Raw genomic sequence first — 19,591 nt, forward strand, 5'->3', positions numbered from 1 at the left:
ATCACTGCTCGTAGCACAGCTCGTCGATGGGGTACCCGACGTGGCGCTCGCGCTGCGGCAGGTACCCGAGGATGCGGTCGCCGGGGCGCAGCGCGGTCGAGTTCAGCACCGCGCCGCCGGGGCCGAGGATGCGCACGTGCCAGTCGTCCTGGACGATCACGTTGACCTCCTCGCCGGTGTCGGCGACGGCGTCGATGGACAGCAGCGGCCGCGTCTCGATCTTGATCCGGCCGACGACGGCCGGGCGGGTGCGCCCGTCGACCCCGACGGCCAGGACGGTGCCGCCGGCGCGCAGCTCGCTGAGGTACCGGGTGTGCTCGGCGTCGGCGAGCGTGTAGGACATGATCGCGCCGGCGTTCACCCGGAACGGCCGGGTCGGCATGTAGGGCAGCGGGTGCGTCTCGCTCACGCAGAGCACGAGCGCCTTGGCCCGCGAGCCGACCAGGATGCCCTCGTCCCGGGCCAGGTACGTGCACGTGTCCACGCACGCCCGCTCGCCCATCCCGGCGTGCGTGATCGCGGTGACGGTCAGCTCGGTGAGCGCCAGGTCCGGCGAGCGGCGCTCGACGGCGTCCTTGAGCCTGCCCGCCTCGCCGGGTGCGTGCGGGGCCAGCATCACCCCGTCCGGGCCCCGCTCGAGCACGCCGAGGAACACGGGCGCGTCGGCGGCCCGCTCGACGGTGGTGATGATGAGCCCGTGCGCGTCGGCCGCGGCGGCCAGCACGATCTCGAGCGGGATGTTGGTCGGGTCGGCGAAGCGCAGCACGGTGCACGGGTCGCGGGTCACGCTCGCGCAGGCCGCGGCCAGGGTGTCGGCGTCGGTCACGTCGACGTAGCCGCCGAAGCGGACGCCCGGGTGGCGGGCGGCGAGCCGGCCGGGCTCGCCGTGCACCGCCGGGTCGACGATCACGAGGTCGGCGTCGCCGAACGCGTCCGGCAGCTCCTTGCCCGGCAGCAGGACCCGGGACACGGTGGGCGGGAGGCCGGCCAGGTCGGCCGGGTCGTCGGCGACGATGGCGTCGAAGCCCCGGTGGATCGCCTCCTGGCACAGGGCGGACTTGAGCTCGTCGGCGGCGCGGATGTCGAGCCAGCACTGCTTCATGGGGGTATGCACTCCTTCTACCGGCTGTGGGCCAGGTCGCGGTCGTGGACGAGGGCGGCGAGCCGGCGGACCATCGCGGCCGGCTCGGGGGCGTTGAAGACCAGCCGGCCGGCGGCGATCCCGCCCGCGCCGGCCCGCATCGCGTCGGCCAGGTGGGCCAGGGCGGCGGCGCTGTCGCGGGCGTCGCCGCCGGCGGCCAGGAACGGGATCGGGCAGTCGCCGACGACGGTCGCCAGGTCGGCCAGGGTCCGCGGCATCGCGGTCTTGACCAGGTCGGCGCCGAGCTCGGCGGCGATGGCGGCGGCGTGCGCGACCAGGTGCGGGGCGCGGCCGTCGGCGATCGCGGGGCCGCGGGCGTAGACCATGGCGAGCAGCGGCACGCCCCAGCGGGCGCAGTCGCCGGCCACCGCGGCCAGGTCGGCCAGCTGCCGGGGCTCGGTGAGCGAGCCCGCGTTGACGTGCACGCTGACCGCGTCGGCGCCGAGCCGCAGCGCCTCGGCGACCGAGCAGACGAGCACCTTGGCGTCGGGGTCGGCGGACAGGCCGGTGCCGGCGGAGAGGTGGACGATGAGGCCGAGGTCGCGGAAGCGGTGCGGGGCGACCTGGCGCAGCGCGCCCTTGTGCAGGACCACGGCGTCGGCCCCGCCGGCGGCGAGCTCGCCGGCCAGCCGGTCCAGACTCTGTCCACTGTGGATGATGGGGGCGCCGCTGATCGGGTGATCGAGCGGCACCACGAGCAGGCCGCCGGATCCGTTACGGTACAACCGGTCCAGCCGAACCCGGCGGGCGAAGCTGTCGTTGTGAGCCACGTCCGGAACGCTAGAAGCCGGCCGGTGCAGCTCCCACTACCTCAATGGGTAGTGGCCGCCTGCGCGGGGCCGCTGCCACGGTGGCGGGCATGACGCACCCGTGGTTGCAGCGTATCGCCGATGCCGAGGCCTTCGCCCTGTTGTGCCGCGACGACCGGGTCGAGCTGCGGGTCGGCACCCCGCTCGACGCGCTCCCGGAGCCGCTGACCGGCGAGGTGGTGGCGGCGCTGCCGTACCGGGCGATCGCCGAGCGCGGCCTGGCCTGCGTCGACGACGGCGCGCCCCTGCTGGCCCTGGCCGTCACCTGGTCGGACTCGCTGCCGGTCGAGGAGGCGCTGGCCCTGCTGCCGGCCGCCATCCCGGACCTGGTCGAGGGCGGCTTCGATCTTGACGACGAGGAGTATGCCAAGATCGTCCGGCAGGTCGTCGCCGAGGACATCGGCGGCGGCACGGGTTCGAACTTCGTCATCCGGCGCACCTGGCGGGCCCGGATGGCGGACTGCACGCGATGGGGGGCGGCGGCGGTGTTCCGGGGACTGCTGCTGGCCGAGCGCGGCGCCTACTGGACGTTCCTGCTGCACTGCCGGGGCCGCACGCTGCTCGGCGCCACCCCCGAGTCGCAGGCCCGCCTGGACAGCGGGATCGCGGCGATGAACCCGATCAGCGGCACGTACCGCTACCCGCCCGGCGGCCCCACCGCCCGCGGCCTGCGCCGGTTCCTCGCCGACCGCAAGGAGACCGAGGAGCTGTTCATGGTCGCCGACGAGGAGCTCAAGACCATGGCCCGGATCTGCGCCGGCGGCGGGCGGCTGCGCGGGCCCTGGCTGCGGCCGATGTCCCGGCTGGCGCACACCGAGTACATCATCGACGGGCCGACGGCGCTCGGGCCGGCCGCGGTGCTGCGCGCGACCCTGCCCGCCCCGACGGTGACCGGCAGCCCGATCGCGGCCGCGTGCCGGGTGATCGCCGAGCGCGAGGGGACCGGGCGCGGCTACTACGGCGGGGCGGTGGCCCTGCTGGCCCCCGGGTCGCTGGACTCGGCGCTGACCATCCGCACCGCCGAGATCGCGCCCGACGGCTCGGTCACCGTCTCGGTCGGGGCGACGCTGGTGCGCCACGGAGACCCGGCGGCCGAGGCGGCGGAGACCCGGGCCAAGGCGGCGGCCCTGGTCGGGGCTCTGAAAGGCGAAAACGCGGCGACGGTACTGCCAAAGCTCCCGCGCGTCGAGCGAGCCCTCCGCCGCCGCAACGCCGGCCTGTCCCCGTTCTGGCTCGGCCGCCCGGTGCGGCTGCGGCCGCTGGCCGGGCGGGTGCTGATCATCGACAACGAGGACGACTTCACCGCCATGCTGGCCCGGCTGATCGAGGTCCTCGGGCTGCGCGTCGACCTGGGCACCCGGCTCCGCGACGGGTACGACGCCGTCGTGCTCGGCCCCGGCCCCGGCGACCCCCGCGACCGCAGCGACCCGCGCATCGACCGGCTGCACGAGATCGCCCGGCGGCTGCTCGCGGAGCGCACCCCGACCCTCGCCGTGTGCCTCGGCCACCAGGTCCTGGCCGACGAGCTCGGGCTGCCGATCCGCCGGCTGACCCGCCCGGCCCAGGGCGAGCCGCGGCGGATCCCGGGCTTCGGCCGGGTCGGCTTCTACAACACCTTCGTCGCCGTCTGCGGGCCCGCCGAAGGGGTCCCGAACCATCGAATGAATGCTATTCATGTGACAACCGTGCGTGACGGCGTGCACGAGCCGATTGGGATATTGCGGGATGCAGGGACCGGCGCCGTGCACGCAATGCGTATCGGAAGAGCGCGGTCAATACAGTTCCACGTCGAATCGGTGCTGACCGAGCACGGCCCCGCGATTCTGCGCCGCCTGCTGGCCGAAATCCTGGTCGCGCCGACGGCCGGGCCGGGAGCAGGACGACATCGGACCGACGGAGGATGCCGTCCGGGTTCGTCCGGCTCCCCCGAAAGGCTGTTCAAGTGGATCTTCACGGAACGCGAGAATCAACACGGGCCGAATACGGTTTTCCAGCCGCACTCGGGTAAAACGTCCGACAACGCGTCCGACCATCAGGGGTGATTTCGCTGACGAGCACGGCCGCTGGGACATTCGGGCGCGACCGCGAACTCGCCGCCCTGCGAAAGGCGGTGTCCGGCGCCGCCGACGGGTTCGGCGGATGCACGATCGTCACCGGCTCGGCCGGCATCGGCAAGTCCCACCTCATGCGCGCGGCGACGCACTGCGGGCAGGCCCGCGGGGTGGCCGTCGCCGCCCGCGCCGCGTTCGAGCTGGACCGGGCCGCGCCGCTGATCACCCTGGCATCCGCGCTGCAGCAGCTGCGCCCGGCCGAGCCCGCGATCGGCTGGCTGCGGGAGGACGACGACGCGCAGTACCGGACGCTGGAGCGCCTCGGCGCCGCGCTGGAGGACTACGCGGCCCAGCGGCCCCTCGTGATCGCCATCGACGACGCGCAGTGGATGGACGAGCTGTCCGCGCTGGCCGTCGCCGAGCTCGTCCCGGCCCTGGCCTCCTCCCCCGTGCGCTGGCTCTTCGCGCATCGGCCGGCGCCCAGCGGTACCCCCGGCCAGCAGCTCATCGAGCGGCTCGTCCGCGACGGGCACGAGCAGATCACCCTCGGCACCCTCGACGACGAGGCGGTGCGCCGGCTGTGCGCGCACGTGGTCGGGGCCGACGTCGACAACACCGTGCTCGCCCTGGCCGGCGGCTGCGACGGCAACCCGCTGCAGGTCGAGCAGCTGGTCCGGACCCTGCACCTGACCGGGCAGCTGGTCGTGGCCGACGGCATCGGCACCGTGGTCGGCGAGGAGCTGCCGTCGAGCTTCATCACGATCGTCGACCAAATGCTGCACGGGCTGTCCGGCGACACCCAGGAGCTGCTGCGGGCCGCGTCGGTGTTCGGCCGGCCGTTCGGCATCGAGGGGGTCGCGGAGCTGCTCGACGTGCGCCCGGCGACGCTGCTGACCCAGGTCAAGGAGGCCACGGCGGCCGGGGTGCTGGTCGACAACGGCGACGAGCTGGAGTTCGTGCACGACCTGGTCCGGCTGGCCGTCTACGGCACGCTCAGCGGCGCCGTCTCGACCCTCATGCACCGCCAGGCCGCGGTGATCGCCCGGGCCGAGGGCCGCCCGCCCGTCGAGGTCGCCGAGCACCTGCTCAAGACCGGCCGGTCCGGGCGGCGCGAGGCGGTCACGATCCTGCACGAGGCCGCCCTGGAGGTCGCCCCGGCCGCGCCGAGCACCGCCGCCGACCTGATCGAGCGGGCCCTGGGCATGATCGGCGAGCACGACCGGGAGCGGGTGCCGCTGGTCGCCGACGCGGTCGGGCTGCTCGCCTCGGCCGGCCGCCTCGAGCGGGCCCAGGACCTCGGCGAGACCGCGCTGCGCTCCGGGCTCGACCCGCGCACCGAGGCCATGCTCAAGCTCGGGCTGGCCGAGGCGTTCAAGCACGCGGGGCACAACGGGACGGCGGTGCAGTACGCCGACCAGGGCCTGGCCGTCGCCGGCGCGCCCGAGTCCGTGCGGGCCAAGCTGCACGCGATCCGCGCCCACGCCCGCTTCTACCACCGCGACCTGCCCGGGGCCGACGCCGACGGCGAGGCGGCCACGGCGGCCGGGCTGGCGGCCGGGGAGTACGCCGCCTCGGTCTTCGGGCTCACCGGGCGCAGCCTGGTCGCGCAGGCCCAGGGCCGCCTCGACGACGCCTTCGGCCACGCCGAGCACGCCACCGGCATCGCCGACAAGGTCCGGGGCGACGCCGCGCACCGCCACCCGCGGATCTGGCTCGGCGACGCGCAGGCCGCCCTCGACCGCTTCGACGAGGCCGAGGAGACCTACGCGCGCGGCCGCCGCGAGTCCGAGCGGCTCGGCACCGCCTGGTCCACCCCGCTCTGGCACTACTACCACGCCGCCCTGCTCACGGCCCGCGGCAAGCTCGACGACGCCGCCGCCGAGGCCGAGGCCGGGGTGGCCGTCGCGCTCAACCTGGCCGCGTACGCGCTGGCGGTGCCGCTGCTGGGGCAACTCACGAGGCTTGCCGTCCTGCAGGGCGACCTGCCGCAGGCCCAGGCCCATCTCGCGCACATGCACCGCCGGATGGCCGCCGGGATCAGCTGCGCGCCGGAGGACATGTACTGGCCGGAGGGCGTCCTGCAGGAGGCCGTGGCCGGTCCCGAGGCGGCCCTGACCGTGCTGTCCGGCGTGGTCGACGCGCTGCCCGAGCGGCCGGTGCTGATCGCACAGGACCCGACCAGCGCGCCGGCCCTCGTGCACATCGCGGTGCGGGCCGACGACCTGCCGCGGGCCCGGACCGTGGTCGCCGCCGCCCGCGCCCTGGCCGCCCGCAACACCGGCATCCTGTCCCTCGCCGCGGCGGCCGATCACGCCGAGGGGGTCCTGACCGGCGACCCGTGGCTGCTGCGGGGGGCGGTCGAGCGATTTCGGCGTACACCGAGACGCCTTGCCCTTGCCGGAGCCCTCGAGGACGCCGCCCTGAACAGCGCCGACGAGCAGCAGGGCCGGGCCTGGGCCGCCGAGGCGATCGCGATCGTCACGGACTGCCGGGCCGAGCGCGCGCGCCGGCGGCTGGAGTTCAGCCTGGGCGGCCCCAAGGCGCCGACCGAGCGGCCGGTGTTCCGCCCCGGCTCGCCGCTGCGCCAGCTCACCCCGGCCGAGCAGAACGTGGCCCTGCAGGTCGCCGACGGCCTGACCAACCGGCAGGTGGCCAGCGCCCTGCACCTGTCCCGGCACACCGTGGACAGTCACCTGCGCAAGATCTTCACCAAGCTGGACCTGCGCGGCCGGGTCGAGCTGGCCACGCTTGTCTCCCAGGACCGGGAAATCCCGTGAACACGTGATGTGCGATGGGTCCCCCTGACCCGAACATGACCATTGGCGACGAAGGCGTCGCCGAGGTCGAGGGATGGGGGATCACCGGTGACGACGCCCACGAGCACGCAGGTCCTGGTGGTCGGCGCGGGCCCGACCGGCGCCGTCCTCGCGCTGGAGCTCGCCCACCACAACGTGCCCTGCCTGGTCGTGGAGCGGGCGGTGGCCCCGCCCCGGCACCCCGGCGTGGACCGGCTCACCGGCCACGCCATGGCGCTGGTACGCCGGCTCGGGCTGGCCGCGCTGGTCCGCCGGTACGGTTCCGGGCCCGCCGACCCCGAGGACGTGGAGTGGCGGACCAGCCTGGACGACGACCCCGTGCTGGTCGCGCCCGGCTCGTTCCTGCTCGATGAGGCGCTGCCGGACGGCGGTCCCGAGCACCGCATCCCGGCCGCCGAGCTGACCCGGCGGCTGCGCGACAAGCTGCGCGAGCACCCGCTCGTCGACCTGCGCGAGGGCTGGACGTTCACCGGCCTGCGGGTCGACCCCGAGGGCGCCGTGGCCACCGTCCTCGACGTGCGCGCGGGCGTGCGGCACACCGTGACGGCGCGGCACCTGGTCGGCTGCGACGGCGCGCAGAGCACCGTCCGGCGCTGCCTGGAGGTGCCGATGGAGAACCTCGGCAGCCCGGCCCAGCACTGCTCGGTGTTCTTCCGCAGTACCGATCCCCGGTTGCCGGCCAAGAACGGCACCCCGGTCGTCGTGGTCGTCGGCGGCGTGACCAGCGTGGCCCGCGGCGACGGCGACACCTGGGTGGCCCACCTGCCGATCGGCGCCGACGAGCCGGTGAGCACCGACCCGGTCGCGATGCTCCGCGCCCGGCTGGGCAGCGAGCTGGAGTCGCCCGAGATCCTCGGGGTGGCCCAGTGGGACGACGCGCTGGGCGTGGCCTCGGCGTACCGGCGCGGCCCGGTCTTCCTGGCCGGCGAGGCCGCGCACCGCTTCCACCCGGCCGGCGAGCTCGCCGACACCAGCCTCGCCGACGCGGTCGACCTGGGCTGGAAGCTGGCCGCCGAGATCAACGGCTGGGGCGGGCCGGCGCTGCTGGCCAGCTACGAGTCCGAGCGGCGGCCCAGCGCCCTGCTCGACCGGGAGCTGCTGGCCCGGGCGCTGGAGACGCGCCGGCGCTTCGGCCGGCTCAGCGCCGCCGGAGCGGCCCCCGAGCTGCTCGCCGGGGTGCTGCGGCAGGAGGCGCACCGGCCCGACGCCCGCGCCCTGCCGGCCCGGCACACCAAGTCGTCCGTGGTCTGGCCCAGCGGCCCGGCCGGCGCCGTGCGGCCCGGCGGGCGGGTCCCCGACCTGCACCTGGACGGCGGCGAGACGCTGGCCGACCGGTTCGGGCCGGAGCTGACCCTGGTCGACCTCACGGCGGCGGCGGACGGGCGGCCCCTGGTCGCCGCGGCCACGCTGCGGGGCATCCCGGTGACGCACCTGGCCGTCGCCGACATGAGCGTGCGCACCCGCTGGGATCGCCCGCTGGCCCTGGTCCGTCCCGACCGGCACGTGGCGTGGTGTGCCGATACGGTCCCGAACGACTGGGACGCCGTCTTGGACCTGGTCAGCGGCAAGACCACGTAAACGCGTGATGGTCCCGGAGCAACCCGGCGGCCACGCTCGGAGGACGCCCCGCCCACCACCGACAGGCAGGACAGGACCGATGAGCATGACGACCCTGGCGCCTTATCTGACGGCCTCCCCGGACTTCGGCCGGGAACTCGGCAACACCGTCGTGAGCCGCTGGCACAAGCGCCTGTCGGCGAACCCGACGGCCAAGCGCAGCCACTGGCGCACCAAGACCGTCTACTTCCGCGCGGTGGCGGGCCTCGTCGCCGCGGCGCCCGGGGCCCCGCTGACCTGGAAGAGCATCGTCGAGGCGGCCTCGCCCAACGGCAGCCGCAGCACGTTCTACGAGGTCGCCGGGGCGCACGCCCGGCACCCGTTGATCGACGCGTTCATCCGCGACGGGCGCACGGACTCGATCCAGCTGGCGCTGTACTACCGCCGCAGCGACGCCGTGGCCCAGCTCATCGACGAGGCCAAGGTCTGGTCCTACTGGCAGCACCGGGAGCGGATGCTCGACGCGGTCAACGCGGCCGGCCCGCTGTCGCCGACCGCCCTGGAGGGCGAGGTGTGCGCGTCGCTGACCAAGTGGTCGCGGGCCAACCAGCACCTGGCGGCCGCGCTCGGGCACACGCCCCCCGCCTGCGCCGTCGAGGACCTCATGCTCATCCGGGACGGACAGATGGCGGCGGTGCGCGCGGCCACGCTGCTCAGTGATCATCTTCGGCGTACCGCCTGAGGGCATTTCGCCTTCTTGCCGCTAGTCTGGCGGCGTGCGACTGCGGCGGCTTGAGCGGGAGTGCCGGCGCCTGATCGCGGACATCGAGGTGCCGGACCCCTTCGACCTGTCGGTGTTCCTGTCCTACATCGCCGCCCGCCGCGGCCGCGACCTGCACCTGCACCCACAGCCCGCACCGGCCGGCGCGCCGTGCGGGCTGTGGCTCGCCACCGACCAGGCCGACCACATCTTCTACGCGGCGGGCGCCGACCCGCTGCACCGCCGGCACATCATCCTGCACGAGATCGGCCACATCCTCTGCGACCACAAGGCGCCGGGGCTGGTGCTGCCCGACCTCGACCCGGCCACGGTGGCCCGGGTCCTGATGCGCACGACGTACTCGGCCCCGCAGGAGCAGGTGGCCGAGATGATCGCCACGATGATCAGCGGCCGGGCCCTGCGCGGCGGCACCGAGCCGCGCAGCGACGACCCGCTGCTGCAGGGCCTGCACGAGGCGCTCATCCCGGGACCGGCGCATGGCCTTCGCTGACACCCTCGAGTTCCTGGTCCTGGGCTCGTTCTGGGCGTTCACGATCTGGCGCTTCGCGACCCCGCAGCCGCCCCGGGGCCGGGCGATCCGGCTGGTCGCCCTGCTCGCGGCGCTGTCGTTCACGTTCAACCGGCGGGAGATCTCGTTCGCGACGGACCGGCTGCTGCAGGTGGCCGACATTTCGGTACCGCTGAAGAACCTCGCCACCGTGGCCGCCTCCGCGGCGATCGTGCACCTCGCCGGCCTCATGCCGGGACCGGTCGGCGAGCGTCCCCGGCTGCGCCGCTGGGCCTACGTCCTGCTCGGGCTGGCCGGCGCGACGATGATCGTGCTGTTCCTCCTGGTCCCGCGCAGCCCCGCCCGCGGCGACTTCGTGGCCGAGCACGCCGGGACCCCGCTGGTCACCGCGTACGGCGTGCTCACCCAGTTCGGCCTGTTCGTCGGCCTCGCCACCTGCCTGGCGCTGTTCCACCCCGCGGCCGGGCGGGCCGCACCGGGGCTGCTGCGGATCGGGCTGCGGCTGCTGACCGCGGCCGGCCTGGTCGGGCTGCTGTTCATCCTCAACCGGGTCGCGTTCCAGGTGAGCAACGCCCTGGGCAGCGAGATCATGAACGGCCCGGGCGCCGAGAGCCTGTCCCGGGTCATCCTGGCCACGATGCTGCTGCTGTTCGCCTCGGGCGCCGCCCTGCCGGCCATCGGCGGCGTGCGGCGCCGGCTGTCCCACTATCTCGCCCTGCAGCGGCTGCGTCCCATGTGGGCCGATGCCGTCGCCAAGGTGCCGCACGTCGTCCTGGGCGATCCCCCGGGCCGCCTGGCCGACGTGCTGACGATCCGGGGCGTCGACCTGCGGCTGTACCGCCGGATCATCGAGATCCGCGACGCCCAGTGGGAGCTGGGGCAAGCTCAGCAGGCACCCGCGGACGCCGACACGAGCCTGGTGGAGCAGGCGCGCGCCCTCCTGCGGGCTGGAAGCGTTGTGGCCACCCCCGAATTGGCGCCGACCCGGCCACCCGGCCACAACGATCCGCCCGATGCGCCCCCCGCCGTAAACGTGAGTTGATGGACGCACGGTGCCCGTAAATCTGAGCTTATGATGGAGATTTCCATCCGACCGGTGGGATTGTCAAGGGTTGATGCGATGAGTGAGCCGACGCTCGCGGCCAAGCTGGACCGCCTGTTCCGCACCGTGCACCCCGCCGGCCGCGGCGAATACACCTACGAGGAGGTCGCCGCGGCCATCCGCGACCGCGGCGTGATGATCTCGCACACCTACGTGTGGCAGCTGCGCAAGGGCACCCGCGACAACCCCACCAAGCGCCACCTGGAAGCCCTGGCCGAGTTCTTCGGCGTCAACGCCGCCTACTTCCTGGACGACGACCCGGACACCTCCCGCCGCATCGAGGAGCAGCTCGACCTGCTGGCCGCCCTGCGCGACAGCGCCGTCCGCTCGGTCGCCCTGCGCGCCGCGGGCCTGTCCGCCCCGAGCCTGGAGGCCATCCACGGCATGATCGAGCACGCCCGGCGCATCGAGGGTCTCCCCGAATCGGACTAGCGTTGACGCGGGTGTCAACGTTTACCGTGCTGGTATGCGGATCAGCGAGTTGGCGGAGCGGGCGGGCACCAGCGCCCGCGCCCTGCGCTACTACGAGCAGCACGGCCTGCTGGCGGCCAGGCGCGCCACCAACGGCTACCGCGACTACGACGAGTCCGACCTGCGCCTGGTCCGCGAGATCCGGTCCCTGCTGGAGATCGGCTTCAACCTCGAGGACACCCGCCCCTTCGTCGAGTGCCTGCGCTCGGGCCGCGCCACGGGAGCGGAGTGCCCGGGCTCGATCGAGGTGCTGGGCCGCAAACTGGCCGACCTGGACGGGTGCATCGCCCGCCTGCTGGCCGTGCGCAGCGTCGTGTCCCAGGAGTTGGAACAGGCCACCGCGATGGAGGAACAATCATGACAACCGAGGTGACGGACGCCACGTTCGCATCCGAGGTCCTGGCCAGCGACGTACCGGTCCTCGTGGACTTCTGGGCCGAGTGGTGCCCGCCGTGCCACCGCATAGCGCCGCTGCTGGACGAACTCTCGGCGGAGTACGCGGGCCGCGCGCGCGTGGTCAAGCTGAACGCCGACGACAACCCCCTGACGGCCCGCGCGTACGGAGTCATGTCCATGCCGACGTTGGCCGTGTTCTCCGGCGGCGCCGTGGTGTCGCAGGTGGTGGGGGCGCGGCCGAAGGGCCGGCTGCGGGAGCAGTTGGACGCGGCGCTCTGACGACAAGTCGGGCGCCGGCGCGCCGCGACTTATCGGACTTTTCGCCCGGCGGGGTATTCGCGCGCGGTGTCTGATCCCGGGGTCGGGTGTGTCACAAAGCGCGGGATCAAGCTCGGAGGAGGAGGGCGGTTGCGGGTTAGGGCAGACTACCCTGGCCAGTGTGTCCGTTCTTTCGTCCGGGCCCAGGCCCGCACCCGTCATGCACACCGGCCGGGTCGTACGCTCCGAGCGCCTGACCCCGAACATGCACCGCGTCGTGCTCGGCGGTGAAGGCCTGTCCCGGTTCGCCGCGGGCGAGTACACCGACCACTACGTCAAGCTGATGTTCCCGCGCCCGGGCGTCGACTATCCGAGCCCCCTGGACCTGGCCCACGTGCGGGCGAGCATGCCGCGCGAGGCGTGGCCGGTGACCAGGACGTACACGGTGCGCGAGTGGGACCCGCAGGCCCGCGAGCTCACGCTGGACTTCGTCCTGCACGGCGACACCGGCCTGGCCGCGCAGTGGGCCGTCAACGCCCGCCCCGGCGACGAGCTGCACTTCGGCGGGCCCGGCGGCGCCTACGCCCCCGACCCGAAGGCCACCTGGCACCTGCTGGCCGGCGACGAGAGCGCCCTGCCGGCCATCGCCGCCGCCCTGCCGCACCTCCCGTCCGGGGCGGACTTCGCGGCCTTCGTCGAGCTCGGCGACCCGGCCGACCGGCAGGACATTCCGGGCATCACCTGGCTGGACCGCGGCCGGGGCCCGATCGGCTCGGCGCTCGTGCCCGCCGTCCTGTCCCACCCGTTCCCGGCCGACGCCGATCCGGATTCCGTGCACGCGTTCGTCCACGGAGAGGCGAGTTTCGTCAAAGACCTTCGCCGGTACCTCCGGATCGACCGCAACCTCCCCCGCACCCGCATGTCGGTGTCGGGCTACTGGCGCCTCGGCCACGACGAGGACGGCTGGCAGGCGTCGAAGCGCGACTGGAACGCCCAGATCGAGGCCGAACAGGAGCCGGCCTTCTCGTAGTGCGTCAGAGCACCGGCGCGGTGATGGTGAACCGGGCCTCGACGGCGGCCGAGATGCGCTGGCGCTGGGGGTCGAGCTGCAGCTCGGCGGTGGACTGGCTCTTCATCATCCCGCCGCCGTAGCCGCCCCTGAACGTCTGGATGCCCTCGGCGCGGCTCAGGCCGGGGTCGGCCAGCTCGGTGAGCTCGATGAGCTCGGCGCCGAGCGCCTCGGCGTACTCCCGGGCCCGCGCGATCGCGTCCCGCACGGCCTCGCGCCGCGCCTCCTTGTGCACCGGGCTGTCCGGCCGCACCGACCAGAACGGGCCGCGCACCTCGGTCTGCTCCTGCCCCGCGGCCGCGAGCATCAACTCCCCGAGCGCCGCGAAGTCCTTGATCGTGACCGTCGTCGAAACGCTGCCGTGGTACGCCGTGATCCGCTCGCCGCGTTTGCCCGCGCTTTCCGGGTACACGTGAAGGCCTGAAGTCTCTCGCTTCTCGACGGCCTCGCCGAAGCGGTCCAGGAACTGCCGGAACGCCTCGGCGCGCTCGCGAAGGCGCTGGAGGGTCGCGTCCCGGTCCCGGTCGCGGGCCGACACCACCACCGTGAACTCGGCCAGCTCGGGGTCGACCTCACGCACCGCCTCGCCGCGCACCGCAACCGTCGTCATGCCGCCCAGCCTAAGGAGCCGGCCTCGCGCCGCTTGCGGCGGCGGCGCTCAAGCCCGCCTCACCCCATACCGCGGGCGCCCAACCCTAGGAGCCGGCCTCGCGCCGCTTGCGGCGGCGGCGCTCAAGCCCGCCTCACCCCATACCGCGGGCGCCCAAGGCTAGGAGCCGGCCTCGTGCTGTTTGCGGCGGCGGCGCTCGACGCCCACGCCGCCCCACATGGCGAAGCCGGTCACCGTGATGCGTGGGGCGCCGTGGCGGCCGGGGCCGGAGGCGTCCTGGGCGAAGCCGCCCATGAAGCCGACGCCCGTGACGTGGAGCTCGGCGTCCTCCGGGACGATGACGTTGACGCCACCCATGAGGGCGAAGCAGCGGATCGTGACCTCGCCGTGGAGCATGCGGGCCTCGCGCAGGTCGATGGTGCCGCCGCCCCACATGGTGAAGCTCGTGAAGATCTTCGGGACGAGCCACGGGCCGCGGCGGACGAAGCCGCTCATGACGGCGACCGCCTGGCCGGTCTGCGGCACCTCGCCCGGGCGGGGCGGCACGCCGTCCAGCAGCGGCACGGGGGCCGACTGGGCGCTCGGGAGGTCCTGGACCATGGGTTCGAGGTCGGCGTACGTGCGGGCCGCGTACACCGCGTGCAACCGCTCGTCGACCTCGTCCAGGTCGAGGCGTCCCTCGGCGGCCGCGGTGCGCAGGACCTCGGCCACCCGCTCGCGGTCGGCGTCCGAGGCTCGCATCTGACGGGGGTCCAGGCGCTCGGGGAGGTCGGCCATGGCGAACAGCGTAGGCCGTACGCACATGACTGCGGGAGCCGGTCGACCATCACGCGAGTCGGCCGAAAGGCCGTCCGAGATCCACCTGGGCGCGACGGGTCGGCCATCACGCGGGTCCGCCGCACGGTTGCCGCGCGATCAGCGGGAGATCTTGCACCGTACGGTTCCCGATACCCGGACGGGCAGTTACATCGGCTCGAATGGCCCGGACGGGCGGGTACACCTGTGCGGGCCCGCTGGTCGTGGCGCTGTCGGCCAGGCGGGCAGCGGATCGGACGCGCGGTGTCGTTTGGGTGACTGATTGTCCACAGTGGTCGCGACACGTACCGATAAATCCGGAAAAAACGGGCTGGCCACATATTGTGAGCGAAACAAACCGAAGACTTGCGCAAGGGCCTCGGTAGCGTTTTGGATGTGCTGGCGGACCGTTTGCCACCGTGCGTGAGCGGCGGCGTCACAAGCTTCCCGATCGTATGGAGGATCGATTCATGACCCATGGCGGGGATCTGTTGACGCAGCGTGACGACGCCTCCGCGCGTCCCAACTTCACCCAGCAGGTCCGGGGATACGACAAGCGTCAGGTCGACCAGTACCTCAACCAGCTCGACCGGCAGATCTCCGGCCTGAGCGCGGAGCGCAAGCGCGCCGCGGGACAGGCGCAGGACCTGACCAACCAGATCCAGGACCTCACGTCGCAGCTCAAGCAGCTGCAGGCGGAGCTGAACGAGGTACGGCAGCGGCCCGCCCGGGTCGACCGGGCCTCCTTCCGCCACCTCGGCCCGATGGTCGACCAGATTCTCGCGCTCGCCGAGAAGCAGGCCGGTGTGATCATCGACAACACCGAGCAGAAGGCGGCCGAGCACCAGGGCAACGCCGAGAAGGCGCTCGCCGAGGCCAAGGAGCGCGCCGAGAAGCTCGTCGCCGACGGCGAGGGGGCCCGCGAGCGGTCCGAGGCCGAGGCCAAGCGGATCCACGAGCAGAGCGTCGAGCACATGGAGAAGACGCGGGCCGAGGCCGACGCGCTCGCCGAGGCCGCGCGCCAGCAGGTGCTGCAGGAGGTCAAGGCCGGCCGCGCCCAGGCGCAGCAGGAGCTCGCGCAGTGGAAGGCGACCGCGCAGCGCGAGATCGAGGAGCTCAAGGCCGGCACCGAGCGCGATCTCACCGAGGCGCGGCAGAACACCGAGCGCGACCTGACCCAGCAGAAGCAGTCGGCGGACCAGAAGAACGCGGCGCTGCACGCGGACGCCCAGAAGTACGCGGCCGACATGCGCAAGCGCGCCGACGAGGAGAACTCGCGGCACCAGCAGCAGCTGACGGTCGTACAACAGGACATCCAGGCGCGGCAGAAGGCCCTCACGCAGCTGCAGACCGAGCTCGAGGCGACCCAGACCAAGCTGACCGAGTCGCGCAGCGAGTCCCAGACGCTCGGCCGCGACGTCACCCAGCTGCAGCAGCGCCTGGGCGAGACCAAGCAGAGCCTCACCAGCGAGCTGACCCGCCTCGAGCACGCCCGCCAGGCCGCCGACTCGGCCGAGCGGCACGCCAAGGAGGTCCGGGCCCGCGTCCAGCGCGAGGCGAAGCGCGTGGCCGACCTGGCCGCGGCGGCGGTCATGGCCGCGGCGGCGGGCGGCGGCGACACCGGCGAATACCCGAAGGTGCCCGCCCCGGTCCGGCAGATCCCCGAGCAGCTGCCGACCCAGCCGGACAACCAGACGGCCCCGGACGCGCGCCGCGAGGAGTCCCCCTCGCCCGAGCAGGCCTGATCGTCCTTTAGGTTGCGGCGAGCCGGAATGCAACACCTACACGGCTCGCCGCCCGCCGACCCCGGGCCGATGCCGAACGCCTGCCGATTGCTCTAGCGTCCAGCGTGGTGTGCGAGCGCGCGGAGGTGGTGGGCGTGAGGATCGTGGCGGTCGTCAACAACAAGGGCGGCGTGGGCAAGACGACCATCACCGCGAACCTCGGGGCGGGCCTGGCCGCGCGCGGCATGAAGGTACTGATGATCGACCTCGATCCTCAGGCCAGCCTCACCAAGTCGTTCTTCACGGTCGACGAGTCGCAGCTGTTCCTGTCGAAGCTGCAGACCATCGGCGCCTGGTTCCGCGCCCCCGACAAGGGCCGCGCGCAGGTGCTGGCCGACCTGGTGTTCAGCCCGCCGCGGTGCAACGCGCTGATCGGCAAGCAGGGCGGCTGGCTGGAACTGGTGCCGTCCGACCCGCTCATCATCAACTCCGAGAGCCTGATCCCCGGCGCCGTGGACAACACCGGCAACGTCCGGGCGGCCAAGTTCGTGGGCCTGCACCGCCGGCTCGCCGAGGATCTCGCCGATCCGGCCTTCTCGAAGTACGACGTCGTCCTCATCGACTGCGCGCCCGCCTTCTCGCTCACCACCAAGATGGCCACGGTCGCCGCCGACATGCTTCTGATGCCCGCGAGGCCGGACTTCCTGTCCACCGAGGCGATCCAGGTCATGGGCCAGCGGCTGCTCGAACTCACCCGGGACTACAACAAGCACCGCCAGGCCGCCCCCGACGGCGTGCCGGAGATGCGCATGCCCCGCGTGGCCGTGCTGTTCACCATGGTCCAGTGGCACAACGGCGGCCCGATCGACGTGCAGGCCCAGTTCATCAACGAGGTGACGGCCCTCGGCGTGCCGGTGTTCGGCACCCTGCTCCGGGACCGCAGCAGCGCTTATGCGGCATCTGGCCGTTTCGGTGTACCGACCATGCTCGCCAACGGTGTCGCCCCCGAAATCCGCACCAACCTGAATGACTGCGTCGACGAGCTGCTCAAGATGTTCGAGAGGTTGTGACGTGACCCAATCCCCCAAGCTGGCCGCGCTCGCGCTCAACGAGATCGGCCGGCTCCTCGGCACCCTCACCGAGGACCAATTGACCGCCCTGGCCGAGGGCCGCGCCCACGTCGAGTTCCGCGACACCGACGGCAGCGCGACCGCCCTGTCCCCGGCGCCCCGCGCGAAGGCCCCGAAGGCCAAGCTCGACCTGGACGAGCTCATCGCCGAGATCAAGGCCCTGACCGAGGAGGACGCCGTGGAGCGCTACCTCCAGTCCCGCGACAAGGACCTCTCCCTCCCCCAGATGCGCGAACTGGCCGACCGCATCGGCCCGCCGGTAACGTCGAAGGGCGCCAAGTCAAAGGCCCAACTGCGCAAGAACATCGCCGCGGGTACGGCCGGTCTCCTCAACCGCCCCGCCTCCGTCTTCTCGGGCACCTGGAACCGCTAGTCGGTACTACTGGCCGGCAGCGCAATCCGCTCGCCGGCCCACGGCTTCTCCTCCACCGCCGGCATCTGGGCGACCGAGTGCATCACGGCGCGCTCCCGGTCGAGGATGTCCAGCCACTCCTGCGCGGTGCCGGAGACGAGGAACGGCCCGATCGGCACCTCGATCGCGTCCTCCAGCACCTGCACCGGCACCGACTCACCGTTGATCACCACGTCACCGTCCCGGCCCTCCGTGCAGGCGGCCTCGATCGCCTTGGCGAAGTCGTCCATGTCGGTGACGCCGGTCCAGTCGATGCTCACGCCGGACGCTCGGAACACCAGGCGGTCGTCGACCCAGGCGCTGCCGTAGAGGACCATCGTCAGCTTGTAACCGTCGGTCGTCGCCGCGGGCCCGCTCGGCACCGCCCGGTCGAGCCACTTCGGGCGGAACGACGACAGCAGATCGGTCATCGCCTCGGCCAGCAGCCGGCGGCGCTCGACCAGGAAGCGCGGGAAGGCCGTCGCGGCGCGGAGATCCTCGTCGAGCGGGATGTAGTGCGCCCGCAGCGCGGCCACCTCGACGTCCGGGAAGTAGTCGAGGGGCGAGCGATCGCTGATCTTGAGGTTCGCCTTGCGGGAGATGAAGGCCAGGTTGGCCAGGTCGTTGATCTCGCCCTTGTCGTAGCGGTCGAGTGTCGCCACCGGGTGGACGTGGTGGTACTGCAGCTGGAAGTCGTCGCTCTCCCCCGGCATGATCGAGGTCGCGTACCACCAGTCCCGGGCCTTGTTGCGCTGGGCCACGAGCAAGCTGAGGAAGAAGTACGGGCTCTCCTTGGACCGGCCGGCCAGGGACTCGGCGGTGATGCTCGGCACCGACTGGAACACGCCGAGGTTGTGCAGCAGTTCCCGGGCCGGGTCGGGCTTGCGGGCGGCCTGGATGTCACGGGACAGCGTGGTGTCCGACGAGGTCGAGTAGCGGGCCCGGATCGTGGCGATGAGGAGCCAGTAGACCAACGCATCGGCGGTCTGCTGCTCCATCGGCGCATCGGGCCGCTCGCCGAGCAGGACGATCAGCGGGATCAGCGCCACCAATGAGGGCAGCAGACCGGAGTGGGCGAGTCCCAGATTGGCCTTGAGCAACGGGACCAGGTGCCGCAGGCCGCGCTGCACCGTCTTCCAGGACTTGGCCAGGGCGACCTCGTCGACGCGGCTCAGATCGTTCACCGACCACGAGGACATGCCGCCGCCGAAGAGCACGCCGGCGAACGCCCGGGACAGGAACTCCACGTCGAGGTCGCCGTATCCGGCCCGCCGCCAGTGGACGGCCTCCTTCTGGAACTTGTCGAGCACGCCGGGCCACTTCGCCGAGAGGGTCGACATCGCGAGGTCGGCGCGGCTCAGATGGCGGCCGGCGCTGTTGACGCGGACGAAGATCTCGGAGACCTCCTGATAGCCGCAGTCGCGCAGGGTCTCGACGTGGAAGGTCCGATCTCCCAGCGACTGGACGGCGACCAGGCGGCGTTCCAGTTCCAGGAGGTCGAGCTGGCTGCCGGCATCCGTCAGCCGCTTGATCATCGAGATGAGCGGCTCGCTGCGCTGGAGCAGGGTGTGGACCTTGATCCAGCTCGGATCTTCCCGCGTGGCCGCGCTCTGGTTCTGGAACCGCTCCTTCTCGACGTGGAAGACGATCTGGGCCTCGGGGTCGTTGTGGAAGACCCGGTGCAGCGAGGTCAGCCGCTGCTGCCCGTCGAGCAGGTACAGGGGCGGCTGGGTGAGCTTCTCCACGGCACCGGTCACCGCCAGCTCACGGGTCACCGGGGTCTCGTCGGACTGCCAGAACAGCAGGGAGCCGAACGGGAAGCCGTGGTACAGCGAGTCGACGAGCTTCGCGACCTGGGTCGGACGCCAGACGTAGCTGCGCTGCAGTTCCGGCAGCCTGATCTCGGTGCGCGAGATGCGCTGCATCAGCTCGTTCACATGCAACGTCGCCCGGTCGATATGCATGCGAACGATCCTTCCCGG

At 72.8% G+C, this 19,591-nt stretch carries 18 protein-coding genes; 13 read left to right on the forward strand and 5 right to left on the reverse strand.

Annotated elements, in window-relative coordinates; all coding sequences use genetic code 11:
* Position 1 precedes the first annotated feature (1 nt).
* Both ACQPZ4_RS38730 and ACQPZ4_RS38735 read right to left on the reverse strand, forming a co-directional pair.
* Complete coding sequence (locus ACQPZ4_RS38730) at positions 2–1,102, reverse strand: 3-dehydroquinate synthase II family protein (protein WP_433047504.1); 1,101 nt, start codon at positions 1,100–1,102, stop codon at positions 2–4.
* 17 nt (positions 1,103–1,119) lie between these two features.
* A complete protein-coding gene (locus ACQPZ4_RS38735) occupies positions 1,120–1,911 on the reverse strand; it encodes a 2-amino-3,7-dideoxy-D-threo-hept-6-ulosonate synthase (protein WP_433047507.1) in 792 nt (263 codons plus the stop codon).
* 89 nt (positions 1,912–2,000) lie between these two features.
* Here ACQPZ4_RS38735 and ACQPZ4_RS38740 point away from each other — a divergent pair, with 89 nt between their 5' ends.
* The 10 genes from ACQPZ4_RS38740 to ACQPZ4_RS38785 all read left to right on the forward strand — a co-directional run bounded on the left by ACQPZ4_RS38740 (position 2,001) and on the right by ACQPZ4_RS38785 (position 12,920).
* A complete protein-coding gene (locus ACQPZ4_RS38740) occupies positions 2,001–3,992 on the forward strand; it encodes an anthranilate synthase family protein (RefSeq protein ID WP_433047510.1) in 1,992 nt (663 codons plus the stop codon).
* Entirely contained in the window at positions 3,989–6,778 is a 2,790-nt protein-coding gene (locus ACQPZ4_RS38745) for a helix-turn-helix transcriptional regulator (protein ID WP_433047513.1), read from the forward strand. Before ACQPZ4_RS38740 ends, ACQPZ4_RS38745 begins: the two co-directional genes overlap by 4 nt.
* Before the next feature lie 87 nt (positions 6,779–6,865).
* Entirely contained in the window at positions 6,866–8,395 is a 1,530-nt protein-coding gene (locus ACQPZ4_RS38750; protein WP_433047516.1) for an FAD-dependent monooxygenase, read from the forward strand.
* Positions 8,396–8,474: 79 nt separating this feature from the next.
* Positions 8,475–9,116, forward strand: a complete 642-nt coding sequence (locus tag ACQPZ4_RS38755) for a hypothetical protein (RefSeq protein WP_433047519.1) — start codon at positions 8,475–8,477, stop codon at positions 9,114–9,116.
* Positions 9,117–9,150: 34 nt separating this feature from the next.
* Positions 9,151–9,645: a hypothetical protein gene (locus ACQPZ4_RS38760; RefSeq protein ID WP_433047522.1), complete on the forward strand. Its 495-nt coding sequence runs from the start codon at positions 9,151–9,153 to the stop codon at positions 9,643–9,645.
* Positions 9,632–10,705: an MAB_1171c family putative transporter gene (locus tag ACQPZ4_RS38765; protein WP_433047525.1), complete on the forward strand. Its 1,074-nt coding sequence runs from the start codon at positions 9,632–9,634 to the stop codon at positions 10,703–10,705. Before ACQPZ4_RS38760 ends, ACQPZ4_RS38765 begins: the two co-directional genes overlap by 14 nt.
* Before the next feature lie 78 nt (positions 10,706–10,783).
* Positions 10,784–11,197 (forward strand): XRE family transcriptional regulator, encoded by a 414-nt coding sequence (locus ACQPZ4_RS38770; protein WP_433047528.1) that lies wholly within the window; start codon positions 10,784–10,786, stop codon positions 11,195–11,197.
* Positions 11,198–11,231: 34 nt separating this feature from the next.
* Complete coding sequence (locus ACQPZ4_RS38775; RefSeq protein ID WP_433047531.1) at positions 11,232–11,597, forward strand: MerR family transcriptional regulator; 366 nt, start codon at positions 11,232–11,234, stop codon at positions 11,595–11,597.
* Entirely contained in the window at positions 11,594–11,911 is a 318-nt protein-coding gene (trxA, locus tag ACQPZ4_RS38780; protein WP_433047534.1) for a thioredoxin, read from the forward strand. Before ACQPZ4_RS38775 ends, trxA begins: the two co-directional genes overlap by 4 nt.
* 199 nt (positions 11,912–12,110) lie before the next feature.
* Positions 12,111–12,920 (forward strand): siderophore-interacting protein, encoded by an 810-nt coding sequence (locus tag ACQPZ4_RS38785; protein WP_433066826.1) that lies wholly within the window; start codon positions 12,111–12,113, stop codon positions 12,918–12,920.
* A 4-nt stretch (positions 12,921–12,924) separates the two neighbouring features.
* On the opposite strand, the gene ACQPZ4_RS38790 is transcribed toward ACQPZ4_RS38785, so the two are convergent.
* On the reverse strand, positions 12,925–13,569 hold the full coding sequence (locus ACQPZ4_RS38790) for an SIMPL domain-containing protein (RefSeq protein ID WP_433047537.1): 645 nt from the start codon (positions 13,567–13,569) through the stop codon (positions 12,925–12,927).
* A gap of 159 nt (positions 13,570–13,728) precedes the next feature.
* Positions 13,729–14,346, reverse strand: coding sequence for a DUF1707 domain-containing protein (locus tag ACQPZ4_RS38795; protein WP_433047540.1), 618 nt, complete (start codon positions 14,344–14,346; stop codon positions 13,729–13,731).
* Between the two features lie 488 nt (positions 14,347–14,834).
* On the opposite strand from ACQPZ4_RS38795, the gene ACQPZ4_RS38800 reads away from it, so the two are divergent.
* The 3 genes from ACQPZ4_RS38800 to ACQPZ4_RS38810 all read left to right on the forward strand — a co-directional run bounded on the left by ACQPZ4_RS38800 (position 14,835) and on the right by ACQPZ4_RS38810 (position 17,591).
* Positions 14,835–16,109, forward strand: coding sequence for a hypothetical protein (locus ACQPZ4_RS38800; RefSeq protein ID WP_433047543.1), 1,275 nt, complete (start codon positions 14,835–14,837; stop codon positions 16,107–16,109).
* Between the two features lie 134 nt (positions 16,110–16,243).
* Positions 16,244–17,158 carry a ParA family protein gene (locus tag ACQPZ4_RS38805; RefSeq protein ID WP_433047546.1) on the forward strand — a complete coding sequence of 305 codons (915 nt, stop codon included), beginning with the start codon at positions 16,244–16,246 and terminating at the stop codon, positions 17,156–17,158.
* Position 17,159: 1 nt separating this feature from the next.
* The gene (locus ACQPZ4_RS38810; RefSeq protein ID WP_433047549.1) at positions 17,160–17,591 is read left to right on the forward strand and encodes a hypothetical protein; all 432 of its coding nucleotides are present in this window, start codon (positions 17,160–17,162) and stop codon (positions 17,589–17,591) included.
* On the opposite strand, the gene ACQPZ4_RS38815 is transcribed toward ACQPZ4_RS38810, so the two are convergent.
* Positions 17,588–19,573, reverse strand: a complete 1,986-nt coding sequence (locus ACQPZ4_RS38815) for a GmrSD restriction endonuclease domain-containing protein (protein ID WP_433047552.1) — start codon at positions 19,571–19,573, stop codon at positions 17,588–17,590. The two genes, ACQPZ4_RS38810 and ACQPZ4_RS38815, sit on opposite strands and share 4 nt — an antisense overlap.
* Positions 19,574–19,591 lie beyond the last annotated feature (18 nt).

It is taken from the genome of Dactylosporangium sp. CS-033363 (genome assembly GCF_050942475.1).
Lineage (GTDB): Bacteria > Actinomycetota > Actinomycetes > Mycobacteriales > Micromonosporaceae > Dactylosporangium.